Below are 15,079 nucleotides of genomic sequence, written 5' to 3'. Positions count from 1 at the left end.
AGCGGGTCCGGCCAGCAATCATAGATTGCTGTCGTTCGGCGGCGCATGAAGCTTCACTTCATAAACGCTTGCCTCACCCCTTTGCGCTTGTTTCGGGCCGTCCCTGGCCCTCAACAGTCTGAGGAAGCCGTACCGCACACCGGCCTACCGGAATATGTGCAGGTCCGCGACTCGAAAAACAAGTATGTGTTTATCTGGGGCTTGATTTCGCGTTAACAAGCGTCTTCGCAAACCGGGAGACAACAGGTATTTTTCAGCATGCCATCGTGCGGTCAGATGGAGGTGGGCTGGAAGGGCCTCCCAAAAATGTCGGAGGCCATGGATGGCCGTAGAGAAGCGCACATGGATGTGCTCGTAGCGGTTTTTGGGAGGCTTATCCAGCCCGCCTCCCAACGCCACACAAAGAGCACATGGGTGCCGAAGCCTAAAACAACTCGGAACTAACCGGCACACCGCGAAGAGAATTGGGATAGGCCTCCACAATCTCCACATCGATAAAGTGCCCAACCACCTCAGGATTCTCGTGGCGGAAATTCACAATACGGTTGTTCTCCGTACGCCCCGCATACTCGCCTGGATCCTTCTTGGACAAACCAGTCACCAGAATACGCTGAGTAGAACCCACCATCTTCCGGCTGATATCCATCACATTCTGATTCAGGCGATCCTGAAGGATGCTCAACCGCTGCTTCTTCACCTCCATCGGCGTATCGTCCGGCAAGTCAGACGCCGGTGTGCCCGGGCGGGCGCTATAGATGAAACTGAAGGACATGTCGAAGCCGATGTCGTTAATCAGCTTCATGGTGTCCTCGAAATCCTTGTCGGTTTCACCCGGGAAGCCGATGATGAAATCCGAAGAAAAGCTGATGTCCGGGCGAATCTTGCGCAGGCGGCGCAGCTTGGATTTGTACTCCAGCGCCGTGTGGCCTCGCTTCATTGCCGCGAGGATGCGATCAGATCCGCTCTGTACCGGCAGGTGCAGGTGGCTGACCAGTTCGGGAACCCGCTCGTAGACTTCAATCAGCGCGTCGCTGAATTCCACCGGGTGAGAGGTGGTGTAGCGGATGCGGTCAATGCCGTCGATGGTGGCGATGACTTCGATCAGTTCTGCCAGGTCCATCTGGTCGCCGTCGTGGGTTTCGCCACGGTAGGCATTGACGTTCTGGCCCAGCAGGTTTACTTCGCGCACGCCTTGGGCGGCCAGATGGGCCACTTCGGCGATGACGTCGTCCACCGGGCGGCTGACTTCTTCGCCACGGGTGTAGGGCACCACGCAGAAGGTGCAGTATTTGCTGCAGCCTTCCATAATGGAGACAAACGCAGAGGGGCCGTCGGCGCCGGGCTCAGGCAGGTTGTCGAATTTCTCGATTTCCGGAAAGCTGACGTCGACCACGCCAACGCCGTTACCCTTGGTGCGTACTTCGGTGATCATGTCGGGCAGGCGATGCAGGGTTTGCGGGCCGAATACCATATCCACGTAGGGCGCCCGGTCGATGATGGCCTGGCCTTCCTGGCTGGCGACGCAGCCGCCGACGCCGATGATCAGGTCGGGTTTTTTGGTTTTGAGACTTTTCCAGCGGCCAAGCTGGTGAAACACTTTCTCCTGGGCTTTTTCGCGGATGGAGCAGGTGTTCAGCAGCAGGATGTCGGCGTCATCGGCGTTGTCGGTGACTTCGACCGCTTCGCCGGTTTTGAGCAGGTCTGCCATGCGGGCAGAGTCGTACTCGTTCATTTGGCAGCCGTGGGTTTTGATGTACAGCTTCTTGGCCATGGGTCTCACGTAGTTTGGTGTGTTGGCGCCGGGGTGGAGTGGGGCGCTGGCAAAAATGGACTGCGTATTATAACGGGGTGCTTAATCTTCAACCACCGTTGTCTCGGTATTCCTCATTTGGCTCTGTGCTATTATTCGCCGCTTATGTGCATGAAGGCTTTTGGGGTGGGCTTTCCAAAAACCGCTACGAGCACATCCATGTGCGCTTCTCTCAGGCCATCCATGGCCTTCGAAATTTTTGGAAAGCCCACCCCAAAACCCTTCCCAGACACCTGTACTGGATTCTACAAGCTTGATTGTTGGTTTGTGGGAGCCGGAAAATCATCGCTAGCCAATTTACTTATGACTCCCGAACGCCTCGCCCGAATCAAGCAAGTCCTCAACACCCGTCAACCCGACCTGCGGGTGCTGACGGATCAGGTGCACAAACCCAGAAACCTGTCGGCCATTATTCGGTCCTGCGATGCCTTCGGCCTGGCCAATATGCACGTGGTCTGGCCCAAGGAGGGTTTTCGGGCATTTCGTAAGACAGCCGGTGGCAGCTTTCATTGGGTAACAACGCATACCCATCCGACCATGGATAACGCGGTAACGGAGCTGAAGGCCCAGGGGCACAAGCTGTATGCGGCGCAATTGTCAGACCGGGCGGTGGATTTTCGGGAGGTGGATTACACCGTGCCGTGCACGATTATCATGGGTAACGAAGTGGACGGTGTGAACCCGGTGACCGCCGAGCAGGCGGATGAGCATATTGTGATTCCGATGATGGGAATGGTGGAATCGCTGAATGTGTCTTCAGCTTGCTCGATTATCCTTTCCGAAGCCCAGCGTCAGCGGAAGCTGGCAGGTATGTTTGATCAGCGACGGATGCCCGATGACGAGTACAACCGTCTGCTGTTCTGTTGGTGCCAGCCAACAGTGAAGCGGTACTGTGATGATCGCAACCTGCCGTATCCGCCTATTGATCATGAAACCGGGGAGTTGATCGATGGCGTGGGCTGGATGCAGGAGGTCAGGAAGCTCAGGGCCAATCGCCCCCGGTGGGACGATCAGCCGGAAAATGTAGCAGAGGACTGAGCTTGGATCAGTCCTCGCGGGCTTCCAGGTACCGTTGCAGTTGTTCTCGCAGCGCTTTGGGCAGGCGGGTGATGGTGAGGGCGTCTTTGTCACGGTCGTAGTACACCGCCTGGTTCACCAGGTCCGACGAAAAAGACACGCTCATACCTCCGCCGGAGCCAGCGATGCGCACGAGTTTTTTGACCTTGCGGTGGTCCGGGTGCAGTACGCCGGTTTCCGGTAGTTCCGCGTTCTGGCTGGCGAATTCCTTGAAGCGCTGGGGCTGGCTTTCGTCCAGGTAATTCGACAGAGCTTCGATTTCCACGGGCTCGCCCAGGGCGTGCTGGTCTTTGCAGAATTCGTAGGCCTTGGCGCGCACTTCGCCGGCTTTTTCCGGTTCGCTGGTTTTGGCGAATGCTTCCACTGCGTCCAGAAAGGTCATGGTTTCCTTTTCCACGTCCACGCTGTTGGTGAAGGCGCACAGGCGGATGAACAGTTCGCCGGGGTCGCCGGTGCCGCGGCCGTGGATCAGGGTCATGTAGTTTTCGCTGCCGTTGGCGTTGCGCCAGTCGTCCAGTTCAATTCGCACGGCCAGGTTCAGGCGCGACAGGCTGAGTACGTCGGTGGCGTCCAGTTTCTGGCTGCCGTCGAAGCGCATGGCGCTGTCGGTTTCCAGGATAAACAGGTACACCACTTCGGCATCGGCCAGGGCGTCGTGTACGATCATCAGGTGGCCGTCAAATTCTTCCTGGCTACCGGTCAGCAGTTCCTGCCACTGGCCGAAAAGACGGTCGGTCATGGCCGCGAAGGTCTGTTTGTCTTCCAGGTAGTCTTTGAGCCAGGCGCTGAAGGGGCATTCGCCGATGTCGTCTGAGAAGCGGCCATATTTCTTGCCGGGTTTGCTGTTGAACAGGCGCTTCATCTGCTTGTGCAGGGCTTCGTAGTCGCCGCCCGGTTCCTGCAGGGCCTCGCCCGCTACGAGGCGGGCAGGTTGGCCCGGCTGGTATTGGCTTGCGAAGGCGGTGCGCAGGTGTTTGATGGCCATGGGTCAGCTCCTGTCAGATTCAGTCGGCTTGGCGGAGCGTGATTGTGCCACGGTTGGCAGAGAAAGAAACCCCGGTCCCGACGTCTTCGTTCGGGCCGGGGTTCTCAATGGGCGGGTATGGAAATCAGATTCGCTTGCTGCGAATCAGTTCCTGGACCAGTGTCGAGACGGCGCCGGGAATGTCAGCTTCGTTCTCTGCGTTGGCACTGGCGTTGGCAATGTCCGAACCCAGGTTCACGGCAATGGCTACCAGCCCGTGAGCGGTCAGCAACTGCGCTACCCGACGGCGTTCGTCTGCGTCGCCCGCATTTTCTTCGGATACCACGACGGCGGTCTTGCCCTGATCGAACAGAGCTCGCTCAACGGCCAGCGCCAGTTCCGGGCCATGTTTGCCGTTACAGGCGATGATGGCCGGCTTCTGGGCCAGGCGTCGTTCGCGTTCCTCGGCGGTGACCGGGTCCAGGGATTCCAGGCCATCGGCCAGGCCTGCGATCATGCCCGCCCCGATGGTTACGTTGGTCAGGCGGTCAATGACGATGAAGCTGCCGGTGGCATGGTTACGCTGATAGGCGTCGAACGCGACCGGTTGGTTCAGAGTCAGTTCGCACAGGCCGATTTCATTCAGGGCCAGTTGGCTGGGATTGGCTTGCTGATCCAGCGTGTTTACATCGGTCTGATGGTGGATTTTCTTCACGGTACCGGAAGTAAAGGTGGGGCCCAGCTTGATGTCATACAGCCGGCCGGTTTCCAGCGGTGCGTCGGTCATCCAGACAATGTTGGCATTGAAGCGGTTGTGGACTTCCGGTTCGTCCTCCACCTTCACCAGCATGTCGCCACGGCTAATGTCGATCTCGTCTTCGAGGGTCAGGGTGACCGCCTGGTCGATGTAGGCTTCGTCCAGGTTGCCGTCGAAGGTCACGACTTCCTTTACTTTGCTGGTACGGCGTGAGGGCAGGGCCATCACTGCATCGCCAGGGCGAACCACCCCAGAGGCGATGGTGCCGCAGAAGCCGCGGAAGTTCAGGTTCGGACGGGTCACGTACTGCACCGGGAAGCGGAAATGCTCCAGGTTCTTGTCACGGGACACTTCCACCGTTTCCAGAATTTCCATCAGCGGCTGGCCGGTAAACCAGGGGGTGTTCTCGCTCTTGTTGACGACGTTGTCTCCATCCAGCGCCGAGATGGGAACAAAACGGATGTCCTTGAGGCCCAGTCGTGAGGCAAAGGCCAGGTAGTCGTCGCGGATTTCATTGAAGCGCTCTTCGCTGAAGTCCACCAGATCCATTTTGTTCACGGCGACCACGATGTGCCGGATGCCCAGTAGCGAGGCAATATAGGAATGCCGGCGGGTCTGGGTGAGTACGCCGTGGCGGGCATCAATCATCAGGATGGCCAGTTGCGCAGTGGATGCGCCGGTGGCCATGTTGCGGGTGTACTGCTCATGGCCCGGGGTGTCCGCAATGATGAACTTGCGTTTGTCGGTGCTGAAATAACGGTAAGCGACATCAATAGTAATGCCCTGTTCCCGCTCGGCCTGAAGGCCGTCCACCAGCAGTGCCAGGTCCAGTTTTTCGCCGGTGGTGCCCATTTTTGCGCTGTCAGTTTTCAGGCTGGCCATGTGATCTTCATAGATCATCTTGGTGTCATGCAACAGCCGGCCAATCAGCGTGCTCTTGCCGTCATCCACGCTGCCGCAGGTGAGCAGGCGCAGGAGTTCCTTGTTCTCGTGTTGCTTCAGGTAAGCCTGAATATCTTCTGCAATCAGATCAGACTGGTGTGACATGTTAGAAATACCCTTCCCGCTTTTTCTGTTCCATGGAGCCCGCTGAGTCGTGGTCGATCACCCGGCCTTGCCGCTCTGAGCTGGTGGCCAGCAGCATTTCCTGAATGATGTCGGGCAGGGTGTTGGCCTCGGATTCAATGGCGCCGGTCAGCGGATAGCAGCCCAGGGTGCGGAAGCGTACCGATTTCATCATCGGCTTCTCACCTTCTTTCAGCGGCATGCGGTCGTCGTCTACCATGATCAGGGTGCCATCGCGCTCTACCACGGGCCGCACGGCTGCGTAATAGAGGGGAACGATGTCAATGTTCTCAAGGTAGATGTATTGCCAGATGTCCAGCTCCGTCCAGTTGGACAGCGGGAAGACACGGATGCTTTCGCCCTTGTTGACTTTGCCGTTGTAAATATTCCAGAGCTCCGGGCGCTGGTTCTTCGGGTCCCAGCGGTGGTGTTCGTCACGGAAGGAATATACCCGCTCCTTGGCACGTGATTTTTCTTCGTCCCGGCGGGCGCCCCCGAAGGCGGCGTCGAACTTGTACTTGTTCAGGGCCTGCTTCAGGGATTGGGTTTTCATGATGTCGGTGTGCTTGGCGCTGCCATGAGTAAAGGGGCCGACGCCTTGCTTCACGCCTTCTTCATTGATGTGCACGATCAGGTCGAGCCCGAACTTCTCCGCTACATGGTCCCGGAACGAGATCATGTCCCGGAATTTCCAGGTGGTATCCACGTGAAGCAACGGGAACGGTGGCTTGCCCGGGTAGAAGGCTTTCAGGGCAAGATGCAGCATCACGGCAGAATCCTTGCCGATGGAGTAAAGCATGACCGGGTTGTCGAACTCGGCGGCCACTTCCCGAATGATGTGGATGCTTTCGGCTTCCAGCTGTTTGAGATGGGTGAGGTTATATGTGGTCATGTTCATCCGTTGCCATGGAGGGCGAAGTAATGGCTGTAATTTAGATGAACAACTATATCAGAGCAGCTTAGGGTATAAGAAGGAATGCTGTAAGAATTTCAGGTTCTAATAATATAGCCTTCGCCGGTGTCTGGAGGCGGGGGTAAACGCCAGCGACGTCGCCACTGGCTTCCGTCAGTGAGCTTCGCTGGAGGGATTACGTGCGTCCGAAAGCAGTTTGGCAACATAACGATCGACATAGTCAAAGCCGTTGCCTTCGAATTCACAGAACTGGATACCAATCTGGAACTCGTCTCGGGCAATGCGACGCATGTGTACGATGTTCCCGTCGGCGAGCACCGTGACCGGCTGGTTTGCAATGACGGGCACCGAAAAACGGGTTTTGACTTCGATCCAGTGGCCGGGGGCCGGTGTTTTCAGGCCCGGAACCAGCTGTTTGACGGTGTCCTGATCACAGGAGAGCATCACGCCTGAGCGGGACAGGTTGGACACCTGGCAGGTAAGGCAGCAGCCATCCGGCTTTTCGATCGTAATGTCGGTTGAAACGTCCACCCGCTGCTGGTTTCGCAGATTGGGTTTGGCGGCAAGAGGTTTCATGTTCACTCTTCTGGCATGTGTGGTTTGAAAAGAAGTTGCCTTTCCCATAAACGCCTTCCAGAAAAACACATAAACGATTGAAAGTTTAGCTGTTTAAAAAGTGAACAGCAAGAATCCTGTCGGTAATTGTGGCACTTTTACTACAAAATTCTGAACACGGTGTCACAGTTTTAGTCGGTAAGTTGATCTGCGTCAGCGGATTTGTGGTGGCGGAGTAGGTGGTGCGACTGCTGCAGTTCTTCCGGTCGTGAGGTAAAATTGCCCGCTACACTCATCGGGAGCATGGCTCCGGACATCCTGCAGGCTTTTATGACCGAGAAAACGCAAAACGCGCCCCAGAGCGGAAAAGTAGGCTTTATCAGCCTTGGTTGCCCGAAGGCGCTGGTAGATTCTGAACGTATCCTGACCCAGTTGCGCCTGGACGGCTACGATGTGGTGCCCACCTACGATGACGCCGATATTGTGGTGGTGAACACCTGTGGTTTTATAGATGCCGCCAAGCAGGAATCCCTGGACGCCATTGGTGAGGCAATCAGTGAGAATGGTAAAGTCATCGTCACCGGTTGCATGGGGGTTGAGGCCGACCGGATCCGTGAAACCCATCCGGGCGTGCTCGCAGTATCCGGCCCCCAGGCCTACGAGGAAGTGGTGGGTGCCGTCCACCAGTATGTGCCCCCGAAGATAGAGCATGACCCGTTTGTGGACCTGGTGCCACCTCAGGGCGTCAAGCTGACGCCGCGCCATTATGCCTACCTGAAGATTTCGGAAGGCTGTAATCACCGCTGTACCTTCTGCATTATTCCCTCGATGCGGGGAGACCTTGTCAGTCGCCCGATTGGCGAGGTCATGGACGAAGCCAAGCGATTGGTGGATGCCGGAGTAAAGGAAATTCTGGTGATCTCTCAGGACACCTCCGCCTACGGCGTAGACATCAAATACCGTACCGGTTTCTGGCAGGGGCGCCCGTTAAAGACAAAAATGCAGGCGTTGTGTGAAGCCCTGGGTGAGATGGGGGTTTGGGTGCGTTTGCACTATGTCTATCCCTATCCCCATGTGGATGACGTCATCCCGCTGATGGCCGAAGGCAAAATCCTGCCGTACCTGGACATCCCGTTCCAGCATGCCAGCCCGAAAGTGCTCAAGGCCATGAAACGCCCGGCCCATGACAGCAAGACTCTGGAGCGCATCAGGAAGTGGCGGGAAATCTGCCCGGAACTGACCATTCGCTCCACCTTCATCGTTGGTTTCCCGGGGGAAACCGAGGAAGACTTCCAGTACCTGCTGGACTGGCTGGACGAGGCTCAGCTGGATCGAGTGGGTGCCTTCACTTACAGCGCGGTGGAAGGGGCGCCGGCGAACGAGCTCGAAGGTGCGGTCCCCGAGGAGGTGAAGGAGAAACGCCTCGCTCGCTTTATGGCCAAGCAAGCAGAAATCTCAGCGGCGCGTCTTCAGGCGAAAATCGGTCGTACCATTGATGTGTTGATTGATGAAGTTGATGAAGAGGGTGCGATCGGTCGCTCGAAGGCCGATGCGCCAGAGATTGATGGCATGGTCTACCTGAACGATGAAACCGAACTCGTTCCCGGTCAGATTGTGCAGGCTGTCGTAGAGCATGCCGATGAGCATGACCTTTGGGCACGTTTGATCTGACTGTCGGCATCGTGTCAGCGAACTATCGCAAAAAGGTCTGGCAGGGTGGGTTTGGAGCCCCTTCCCAAAAATGTCGGAGGCCATGGATGGCCGGAGAGAAGCGCACAGGGATGTGCTTGTAGCGGTTTTTGGGAAGGGGCTCCAAACCCACCCCTCCCCACAATCCGAAGGCTAGGGCCAAAACAAGATGGCCCACGCCAATGCTAGCCGCCAAGCTTGCGAACAAGAATCTCATTGAACAGCTTGGGGTTACCCTGGCCCTTGGAAGCCTTCATCAGCGGCCCCATGAAGCCACCAAGCATCTTCTTGCGCTTCTTCGGATCTTCCTCGTTCTGGTATTGAGCCACCTGATCCGGCATGCCGGCCAGCACCTCATCAACCATGGATTCCAGGGCGCCGGTATCCGACACCTGCTTCAGGCCCTTGGCTTCAATAATGGCATCGACATCGTTGTTTTCGCCCGTCCATAGCGCCTCGAACACCTTCTTGGCACCGGCGGAGGACAGTGTGTTATCGGCGATGCGGGTCACCATGGCGCCCAGTTGTGCGCCGGTAATCGGCGCCTCGGCGACGGACTTCTCCTCCGCATTCAGGCGCGCGGAGAACTCGCCTTGAATCCAGTTGGCGGCCAGCTTGGCATCTTTGCCGTGTTCCACGGTTTCTTCGAAGAATGCAGCCAGTTTGGCGTCGGCAGACAGGATGCCAGCGTCATAGTCGTTCAGGCCGTATTGCTCCTTGAAACGCGCCCTGCGAGCGTCCGGCAGTTCCGGCAGGCGGCTGCGGGCGTCTTCGATGAAGGCATCGTCGATTTCCACCGGCAACAGGTCCGGGCAGGGGAAGTAGCGATAGTCGTTGGCTTCTTCCTTGGTGCGCATCGAGCGGGACTCGTCCCGGTCACCGTTGTACAGGCGGGTTTCCTGCACAATCACGCCACCGTCTTCCAGGATATCCATCTGCCGCTCCACCTCGTGGGCGATGGCCTGTTCCATGAACCGGAACGAGTTCAGGTTCTTGGTCTCGGTGCGGGTGCCCAGGGTGTCGGAGCCTTTTGGCTTCAGAGAGATGTTGACGTCAAAGCGCATGGAACCCTGGGACATATCGCCGTCGCAGATACCCAGCGAGGTAACAATGCTGTGCAGCTTTTTGGCAAAAGCCACGGCTTCCTCGGCGCTGGTCATATCCGGCTCGGTCACCACCTCAATCAGCGGCGTGCCGGCGCGGTTCAGGTCGATGCCGGTCATGCCATGATAATCCTCGTGCAGGGATTTGCCGGCGTCTTCTTCCAGGTGGGCGTGGTGAATGCGCACGCGCTTGGTGCTGCCATCGGCCAGGTCGATGTCGACATAGCCGGGGCCAACGATGGGCTGGGCCAGCTGGGTGGTCTGGTAGCCCTTGGGCAGGTCCGGGTAGAAGTAGTTCTTGCGCTCGAACACCGAGCGACGGCCGATTTCTGCGTTGGTGGCCAGGCCGAACATCACCGCGTAGCGGAACGCCTGTTCGTTGGGTACCGGCAGGGTGCCGGGCATCGCCAGGTCAACCGCGTTGGCCTGGGTGTTGGGCTCGGCACCGTAAGCGGTGCTGGAGCCGGAGAAAATCTTGGTCTGGGTGGCGAGCTGAACGTGAATTTCCAGCCCGATCACGATATCCCACTGCATGTGTTCGTCTCCTAATCCGGGCTTATTGAGGTTCACGCTGGTGCCAGTCGGTCACCTGCTGGAACTGATGGGCGGCGTTCAGCAGGCGCGCTTCGGAGAAGTAATCCCCGATAATCTGCAGCCCCACCGGCAAGCCGTCGACAAACCCGGCCGGAACCGACATGGCCGGAATGCCTGCAAGGTTAATGGCGATGGTGAACACGTCTTCCAGGTACATGGACACCGGATCGGTGTTCTTCTCGCCCTGCTTGAACGCCGGCGTTGGCGACACCGGGCTCATCAGCACGTCCACTTCCTTGAACGCATTGATGAAATCCTGCTGGATCAGGCGGCGCACCTTCTGGGCCTTCAGGTAATAGGCATCGAAATAACCGGCGGACAGGGCATAGGAACCCACCAGAATCCGGCGCTTCACCTCGTTGCCGAAGCCTTCCGCCCGGGTGCGGGTGTACATGTCCATCAGGTCTTTCGGGGCTTCGCAGCGGTAGCCATAGCGCACGCCGTCAAACCGGGACAGGTTGGCGGACGCCTCCGCCGGAGCGATCACGTAATACGCTGCGATGGCCAGCTTCGCGTTTGGCAAGGAAACCTCCTTCACCGTCGCGCCCAGCTTTTCATACTCGCGAATGGCGTTACGAACCTGCTCTTCCATAGCCGGAGCCAGCTGGTCACTGAAGTATTCCTTCGGCAGGCCAATCTTCAGGCCCTTCAGCGGCTCGTTCAGGGTGGCCGTGTAATCCGGTACTTCCCGGTCAATGCAGGTGGAGTCCTTCGGATCGTGCCCCGCCATCACATTCAACATCAGCGCGGCATCTTCTGCCGTGCGCGCCATCGGCCCGCCCTGATCCAGGGAAGAGGCAAAGGCAATCATCCCGTATCGGGATACCCGGCCATAGGTCGGCTTCAAACCGGTGATGCCGCACAATGCCGCCGGCTGACGGATTGAGCCACCGGTATCCGTGCCCGTCGCCGCCGGCACCAGTCGTGCCGCTACCGCAGCCGCAGAACCACCGGATGAACCACCTGGTACCCGCTTGTCACCACCGGACAGTCCCCAGGGGTTGGTCACGGCGCCATAAAAACTGGACTCGTTAGACGAGCCCATGGCGAACTCGTCCATGTTGGTCTTGCCAAGGCACACCGCGCCAGCCGCCTTGAAGTTAGCCGTTACCGTCGCGTCGTAGGGAGGCACAAAATTATCCAGCATTTTCGAACCGCAACTGGTGCGAATGCCGCTGGTGCAGAAGATATCCTTGTGAGCAAAGGGCACCCCGGTCCACACCGTGGCCTTACCCGCCGCCCGCATCTCGTCTGCAGCCCTGGCCTCGGCCAATGCCTGCTCTTCGGAGATGGTAATAAAGCTGTTGTACTTGCCGTCTTCTGTCTTCAGACGGTCCAGGAACTGCTGCGTCAGCTCCACACTCGAAATCCTGCCACTCTCCAGCTCTCTGGAAAGCTCTGCTACAGACTTGTTATGCATGATAAATCCCGAAATCTCTGATGGACGACCAAATCACTCGATAACCCTGGGCACCAGATACAACCCATCCTCGGTAGCCGGCGCAATCGCCTGGAACGCCTCCCGCTGATTGGTCTCGGTAACCACATCCGGCCGCAGCTTCTGCACCGCATCCAGCGGATGGGCCATGGGCTCCACCGAATCGGTATCCGCGGCACTCAACTGATCCACCAGATCCAGAATATTGCCCAGATCCTTTTCCAGAGCCGAAACCTGCTCGCCGTCCACTTTGATGCGGGCGAGCACGGCAACTTTCTCGATGTCCTCGCGGGAAATGCTCACGTTGCCTCCAAAAAGCGTGTGTGAAAACAATTTAATGCAGTGATGTCCGGATGACTGTACTGGCCTGAGTTTAGTGCCACTCTGCCGTCCGGAGATGCCTTGGGGAACTGCTTTCCAAAAATTTGCGGAGCCATGGATGGCGGAGCAGAAGCGCCACATGGATGTGCCGAAGGAGCGTTTTTTGGAAAGCAGTTCCCCAAGGCATCCTTGCACCCAGAGAAAATAAGCGAGACATATTAGCAGAATCCCACGCAACATTGGCCCCGTCTAAAGCCATAAAATGTGAGAATGGTAAGCCCCGAAGCCCCGATGGCGCCTTGCCTGAGTAGGTGCTCACTGCTAAAGTTGCCGCATTCTTTTCTGCAACCGCAACTCTCAGGTTGAAACAACACGAATGTTAATCAAAAGACTCCGAGGCTTATTCTCAAGCGACCTGTCCATCGACCTGGGCACCGCCAACACCCTTATCTACGTGCGCGAACGCGGCATTGTACTTAACGAACCCTCTGTCGTGGCCATCCGCACCAATAACTCCCAGAAAATGGTCGCTGCCGTCGGGTCCGAAGCCAAACGCATGTTGGGCCGCACCCCGGGCAATATTACCGCCATCCGTCCCATGAAAGATGGTGTGATCGCCGACTTCGTCGTGACCGAAAAAATGCTCCAGCACTTTATTCACAAAGTGCACGAAAACAGTTTCATTACCCCGAGTCCCCGCGTACTCGTGTGTGTGCCCAGCAAATCTACCCAGGTAGAGCGCAAGGCCATCCGCGAATCGGCCCTGGGTGCAGGCGCCCGCGAGGTGTTCCTGATCGAAGAACCCATGGCGGCCGCCATTGGTGCCGGCCTGCCGGTGGAAGAAGCCAGCGGCTCCATGATTGTCGACATCGGTGGCGGTACCACCGAGATCGCGATTATCTCCCTGAATGGCATCGTCTATGCCGAATCCGTCCGGGTTGGTGGCGACAAGTTCGACGAAGCCATCGTTACTTACGTCCGTCGCAACTACGGCAGCCTGATCGGCGATTCCACAGCCGAGCGTATCAAGCATGAAATCGGCTGTGCCTATGAAGGCCTGGAAGTGCGAGAAATCGACGTTCGTGGTCGCAACCTGGCTGAAGGTGTGCCCCGGGCCTTTACCCTGAACAGCGAAGAAATTCTCGACGCGCTTCAGGAATCCCTGGCCCAGATCGTCCAGACCGTGAAGAGCGCCCTGGAGCAGTCTCCGCCTGAACTGGCCTCCGACATTGCTGAGCGCGGCATTGTGCTGACCGGTGGCGGTGCGCTGCTGCGGGGCCTGGACAAGCTCATCAGCGAAGAGACCGGCCTGCCGGTCATTATTGCGGAAGATCCGCTGACCTGCGTAGCCCGTGGCGGCGGTAAAGCCCTGGAAGTGATTGATCGCGGTGGCATCGGAATGTTCTCCCAGGAGGGGTAACCCCGTGGGAGGGCTAAGCCATTAAGACCATATTCGTCCAGGGGCCGGTACCCGGTTTCCGGCTGTTTCTCGTCGTTCTGTTATCGGCAGCGTTAATCGCTGCCGATGCCCGTTTTGACAAGCTCACCACCGTCCGCAGCACTCTCGCCACCGGGCTGGCTCCGGTGTACTGGCTTGGCAATGCCCCATATTCCTTTGCCGACTGGTTTTCCGGCCTGTTTGTCAGCCGCGATGATCTGCAGCAGGAGAACGAAGAGCTCAAAACCCGCCTGCTGATTCTGGAACGCCGTGCTCTCAAGTACGCGGCTCTGGCGTCGGAGAATAACGAGCTGCGCCGGCTGCTGAATTCTTCCGAAGTACTGGATGACCGGGTCATTGTGGGCGAAGTGGTGGGGGTCTCCCCGGATCCGTTCTCCCACGAGATCATCATTAACAAGGGCGAGAGTGATGGTGTCACGACCGGTCAGGCGGTACTGGACGCAGAGGGCCTGATGGGCCAGGTGATCCAGACCAGCCAGTTCACCTCCCGTGTCCTCCTGGTGTCCGACAGCAGTCACGCCGTTCCCGTTGAGGTGGTGCGTAATGGTCTGCGTTCGATTTTGCTGGGTAACGGCGAAACCGATGAGCTGGATCTGGTTCACGTACCGGATACTGCTGACATCCGCGAGGGCGACATGCTGGTCAGTTCCGGTCTTGGCGGGCGATTCCCCCGAGGCTACCCGGTGGCAGAGGTCAGTTCCATCGTCAAAGAGCCGGGGGAGCCTTTTGTGACCATTCAGGCCGCGCCGAAAGCCCGCCTCAACCAGAGTCGGCTGGTGCTGATCGTGTTTCAGCCGGAAGAGCGCTCGGTGCCCGAAAATGGGCAGACGGCCCCGGATAACGAGGAGGCAAACTGATGTTGTCTGTCATCAGTTATCCGCTGTTCGCCATCACCGTGGTGTTATCGTTGGTGCTGAGTATCTCCCTGTTTCCGGTGGACTGGTTTCAGTTTCGCCCGGAGTGGCTCGGACTGATTGTCTTCTACTGGACCTTCCGCGCCCCGGCCCAGTTTGGCATTTTGATGGCCTGGTGCCTGGGGTTGTTACTGGATATTCTCGAGTCTACCCCGCTGGGCGTGAATGCCATGGGCATGGCCCTGATCGCCTTTCTGGTGCTGACCATTCACCAGCGGTTGCGGATGTATCCGCTGCCTCAGCAGTGCCTGATGGTGTTTCTGTTATTGGGCATCAACCAGATGCTGGTGCATTTCGTGAAACAGTTACTGGGTGCTGAAAGCGCCGGTTTCAGCTACTTGTGGCCAGCCTTGACGAGCGCTCTGGCCTGGCCTGTGGTCAGTGGCGTACTGGACACAATCAACCGTAAACTGGGATAAC

At 57.9% G+C, this 15,079-nt stretch carries 13 protein-coding genes; 5 read left to right on the top strand and 8 right to left on the bottom strand.

Translation table 11 applies throughout. From position 1 onward, the window contains the following. Positions 1-424: 424 nt before the first annotated feature. Positions 425-1,771, bottom strand: a complete 1,347-nt coding sequence (gene miaB, locus ARC85_RS07925; protein WP_011786183.1) for a tRNA (N6-isopentenyl adenosine(37)-C2)-methylthiotransferase MiaB — start codon at positions 1,769-1,771, stop codon at positions 425-427. Positions 1,772-2,113: 342 nt separating this feature from the next. Between miaB and trmH the strand changes: the two genes are divergently transcribed. Next, positions 2,114-2,848 carry a tRNA (guanosine(18)-2'-O)-methyltransferase TrmH gene (trmH, locus tag ARC85_RS07920; RefSeq protein WP_011786182.1) on the top strand — a complete coding sequence of 245 codons (735 nt, stop codon included), beginning with the start codon at positions 2,114-2,116 and terminating at the stop codon, positions 2,846-2,848. A 7-nt stretch (positions 2,849-2,855) separates the two neighbouring features. Here the strand turns inward: trmH and ARC85_RS07915 are convergent, their stop codons facing one another. From ARC85_RS07915 to ARC85_RS07900, 4 genes are all read right to left on the bottom strand, one after another. Next, positions 2,856-3,872, bottom strand: a complete 1,017-nt coding sequence (locus ARC85_RS07915; protein WP_011786181.1) for a nucleoid-associated protein — start codon at positions 3,870-3,872, stop codon at positions 2,856-2,858. Between the two features lie 124 nt (positions 3,873-3,996). Then, complete coding sequence (gene cysN / locus ARC85_RS07910) at positions 3,997-5,655, bottom strand: sulfate adenylyltransferase subunit CysN (protein WP_011786180.1); 1,659 nt, start codon at positions 5,653-5,655, stop codon at positions 3,997-3,999. 1 nt (position 5,656) lies between these two features. Beyond that, a complete protein-coding gene (gene cysD, locus ARC85_RS07905; protein ID WP_011786179.1) occupies positions 5,657-6,571 on the bottom strand; it encodes a sulfate adenylyltransferase subunit CysD in 915 nt (304 codons plus the stop codon). 168 nt (positions 6,572-6,739) lie between these two features. Continuing rightward, on the bottom strand, positions 6,740-7,162 hold the full coding sequence (locus ARC85_RS07900) for a PilZ domain-containing protein (RefSeq protein ID WP_014422121.1): 423 nt from the start codon (positions 7,160-7,162) through the stop codon (positions 6,740-6,742). 309 nt (positions 7,163-7,471) lie between these two features. On the opposite strand from ARC85_RS07900, the gene rimO reads away from it, so the two are divergent. Then, positions 7,472-8,812, top strand: coding sequence for a 30S ribosomal protein S12 methylthiotransferase RimO (gene rimO / locus ARC85_RS07895; protein WP_220269747.1), 1,341 nt, complete (start codon positions 7,472-7,474; stop codon positions 8,810-8,812). A gap of 203 nt (positions 8,813-9,015) precedes the next feature. Here the strand turns inward: rimO and gatB are convergent, their stop codons facing one another. The 3 genes from gatB to gatC are packed head-to-tail and all read right to left on the bottom strand — an operon-like array spanning position 9,016 to position 12,268. Beyond that, positions 9,016-10,467, bottom strand: a complete 1,452-nt coding sequence (gene gatB / locus ARC85_RS07890; RefSeq protein ID WP_011786176.1) for an Asp-tRNA(Asn)/Glu-tRNA(Gln) amidotransferase subunit GatB — start codon at positions 10,465-10,467, stop codon at positions 9,016-9,018. 22 nt (positions 10,468-10,489) lie between these two features. Continuing rightward, entirely contained in the window at positions 10,490-11,947 is a 1,458-nt protein-coding gene (gene gatA / locus ARC85_RS07885) for an Asp-tRNA(Asn)/Glu-tRNA(Gln) amidotransferase subunit GatA (protein WP_286714691.1), read from the bottom strand. Positions 11,948-11,980: 33 nt separating this feature from the next. Then, the gene (gene gatC / locus ARC85_RS07880; protein ID WP_014422114.1) at positions 11,981-12,268 is read right to left on the bottom strand and encodes an Asp-tRNA(Asn)/Glu-tRNA(Gln) amidotransferase subunit GatC; all 288 of its coding nucleotides are present in this window, start codon (positions 12,266-12,268) and stop codon (positions 11,981-11,983) included. A gap of 394 nt (positions 12,269-12,662) precedes the next feature. Here gatC and ARC85_RS07875 point away from each other — a divergent pair, with 394 nt between their 5' ends. The 3 genes from ARC85_RS07875 to mreD are packed head-to-tail and all read left to right on the top strand — an operon-like array spanning position 12,663 to position 15,078. Next, positions 12,663-13,706 (top strand): rod shape-determining protein, encoded by a 1,044-nt coding sequence (locus ARC85_RS07875; RefSeq protein ID WP_011786173.1) that lies wholly within the window; start codon positions 12,663-12,665, stop codon positions 13,704-13,706. Positions 13,707-13,735: 29 nt separating this feature from the next. After that, the gene (mreC, locus tag ARC85_RS07870; protein WP_153741149.1) at positions 13,736-14,602 is read left to right on the top strand and encodes a rod shape-determining protein MreC; all 867 of its coding nucleotides are present in this window, start codon (positions 13,736-13,738) and stop codon (positions 14,600-14,602) included. After that, the gene (mreD, locus tag ARC85_RS07865) at positions 14,602-15,078 is read left to right on the top strand and encodes a rod shape-determining protein MreD (protein ID WP_011786171.1); all 477 of its coding nucleotides are present in this window, start codon (positions 14,602-14,604) and stop codon (positions 15,076-15,078) included. Before mreC ends, mreD begins: the two co-directional genes overlap by 1 nt. Position 15,079 lies beyond the last annotated feature (1 nt).

It is taken from the genome of Marinobacter sp. tcs-11 (genome assembly GCF_002049515.1).
GTDB classification, from domain to species: domain Bacteria; phylum Pseudomonadota; class Gammaproteobacteria; order Pseudomonadales; family Oleiphilaceae; genus Marinobacter; species Marinobacter nauticus.
This window is presented reverse-complemented; position numbering and strand designations above follow the sequence as displayed.

Excerpts from the sequence above, each read along its gene's own strand:
- miaB (WP_011786183.1), bottom strand. The coding sequence starts at position 1,771 with ATGGCCAAGAAGCTGTACATCAAAACCCACGGCTGCCAAATGAACGAG.
- trmH (WP_011786182.1), top strand. The coding sequence starts at position 2,114 with ATGACTCCCGAACGCCTCGCCCGAATCAAGCAAGTCCTCAACACCCGT.
- ARC85_RS07915 (WP_011786181.1), bottom strand. The coding sequence starts at position 3,872 with ATGGCCATCAAACACCTGCGCACCGCCTTCGCAAGCCAATACCAGCCG.
- cysN (WP_011786180.1), bottom strand. The coding sequence starts at position 5,655 with ATGTCACACCAGTCTGATCTGATTGCAGAAGATATTCAGGCTTACCTG.
- cysD (WP_011786179.1), bottom strand. The coding sequence starts at position 6,571 with ATGAACATGACCACATATAACCTCACCCATCTCAAACAGCTGGAAGCC.
- ARC85_RS07900 (WP_014422121.1), bottom strand. The coding sequence starts at position 7,162 with ATGAAACCTCTTGCCGCCAAACCCAATCTGCGAAACCAGCAGCGGGTG.
- rimO (WP_220269747.1), top strand. The coding sequence starts at position 7,472 with ATGACCGAGAAAACGCAAAACGCGCCCCAGAGCGGAAAAGTAGGCTTT.
- gatB (WP_011786176.1), bottom strand. The coding sequence starts at position 10,467 with ATGCAGTGGGATATCGTGATCGGGCTGGAAATTCACGTTCAGCTCGCC.
- gatA (WP_286714691.1), bottom strand. The coding sequence starts at position 11,947 with ATGCATAACAAGTCTGTAGCAGAGCTTTCCAGAGAGCTGGAGAGTGGC.
- ARC85_RS07875 (WP_011786173.1), top strand. The coding sequence starts at position 12,663 with ATGTTAATCAAAAGACTCCGAGGCTTATTCTCAAGCGACCTGTCCATC.
- mreD (WP_011786171.1), top strand. The coding sequence starts at position 14,602 with ATGTTGTCTGTCATCAGTTATCCGCTGTTCGCCATCACCGTGGTGTTA.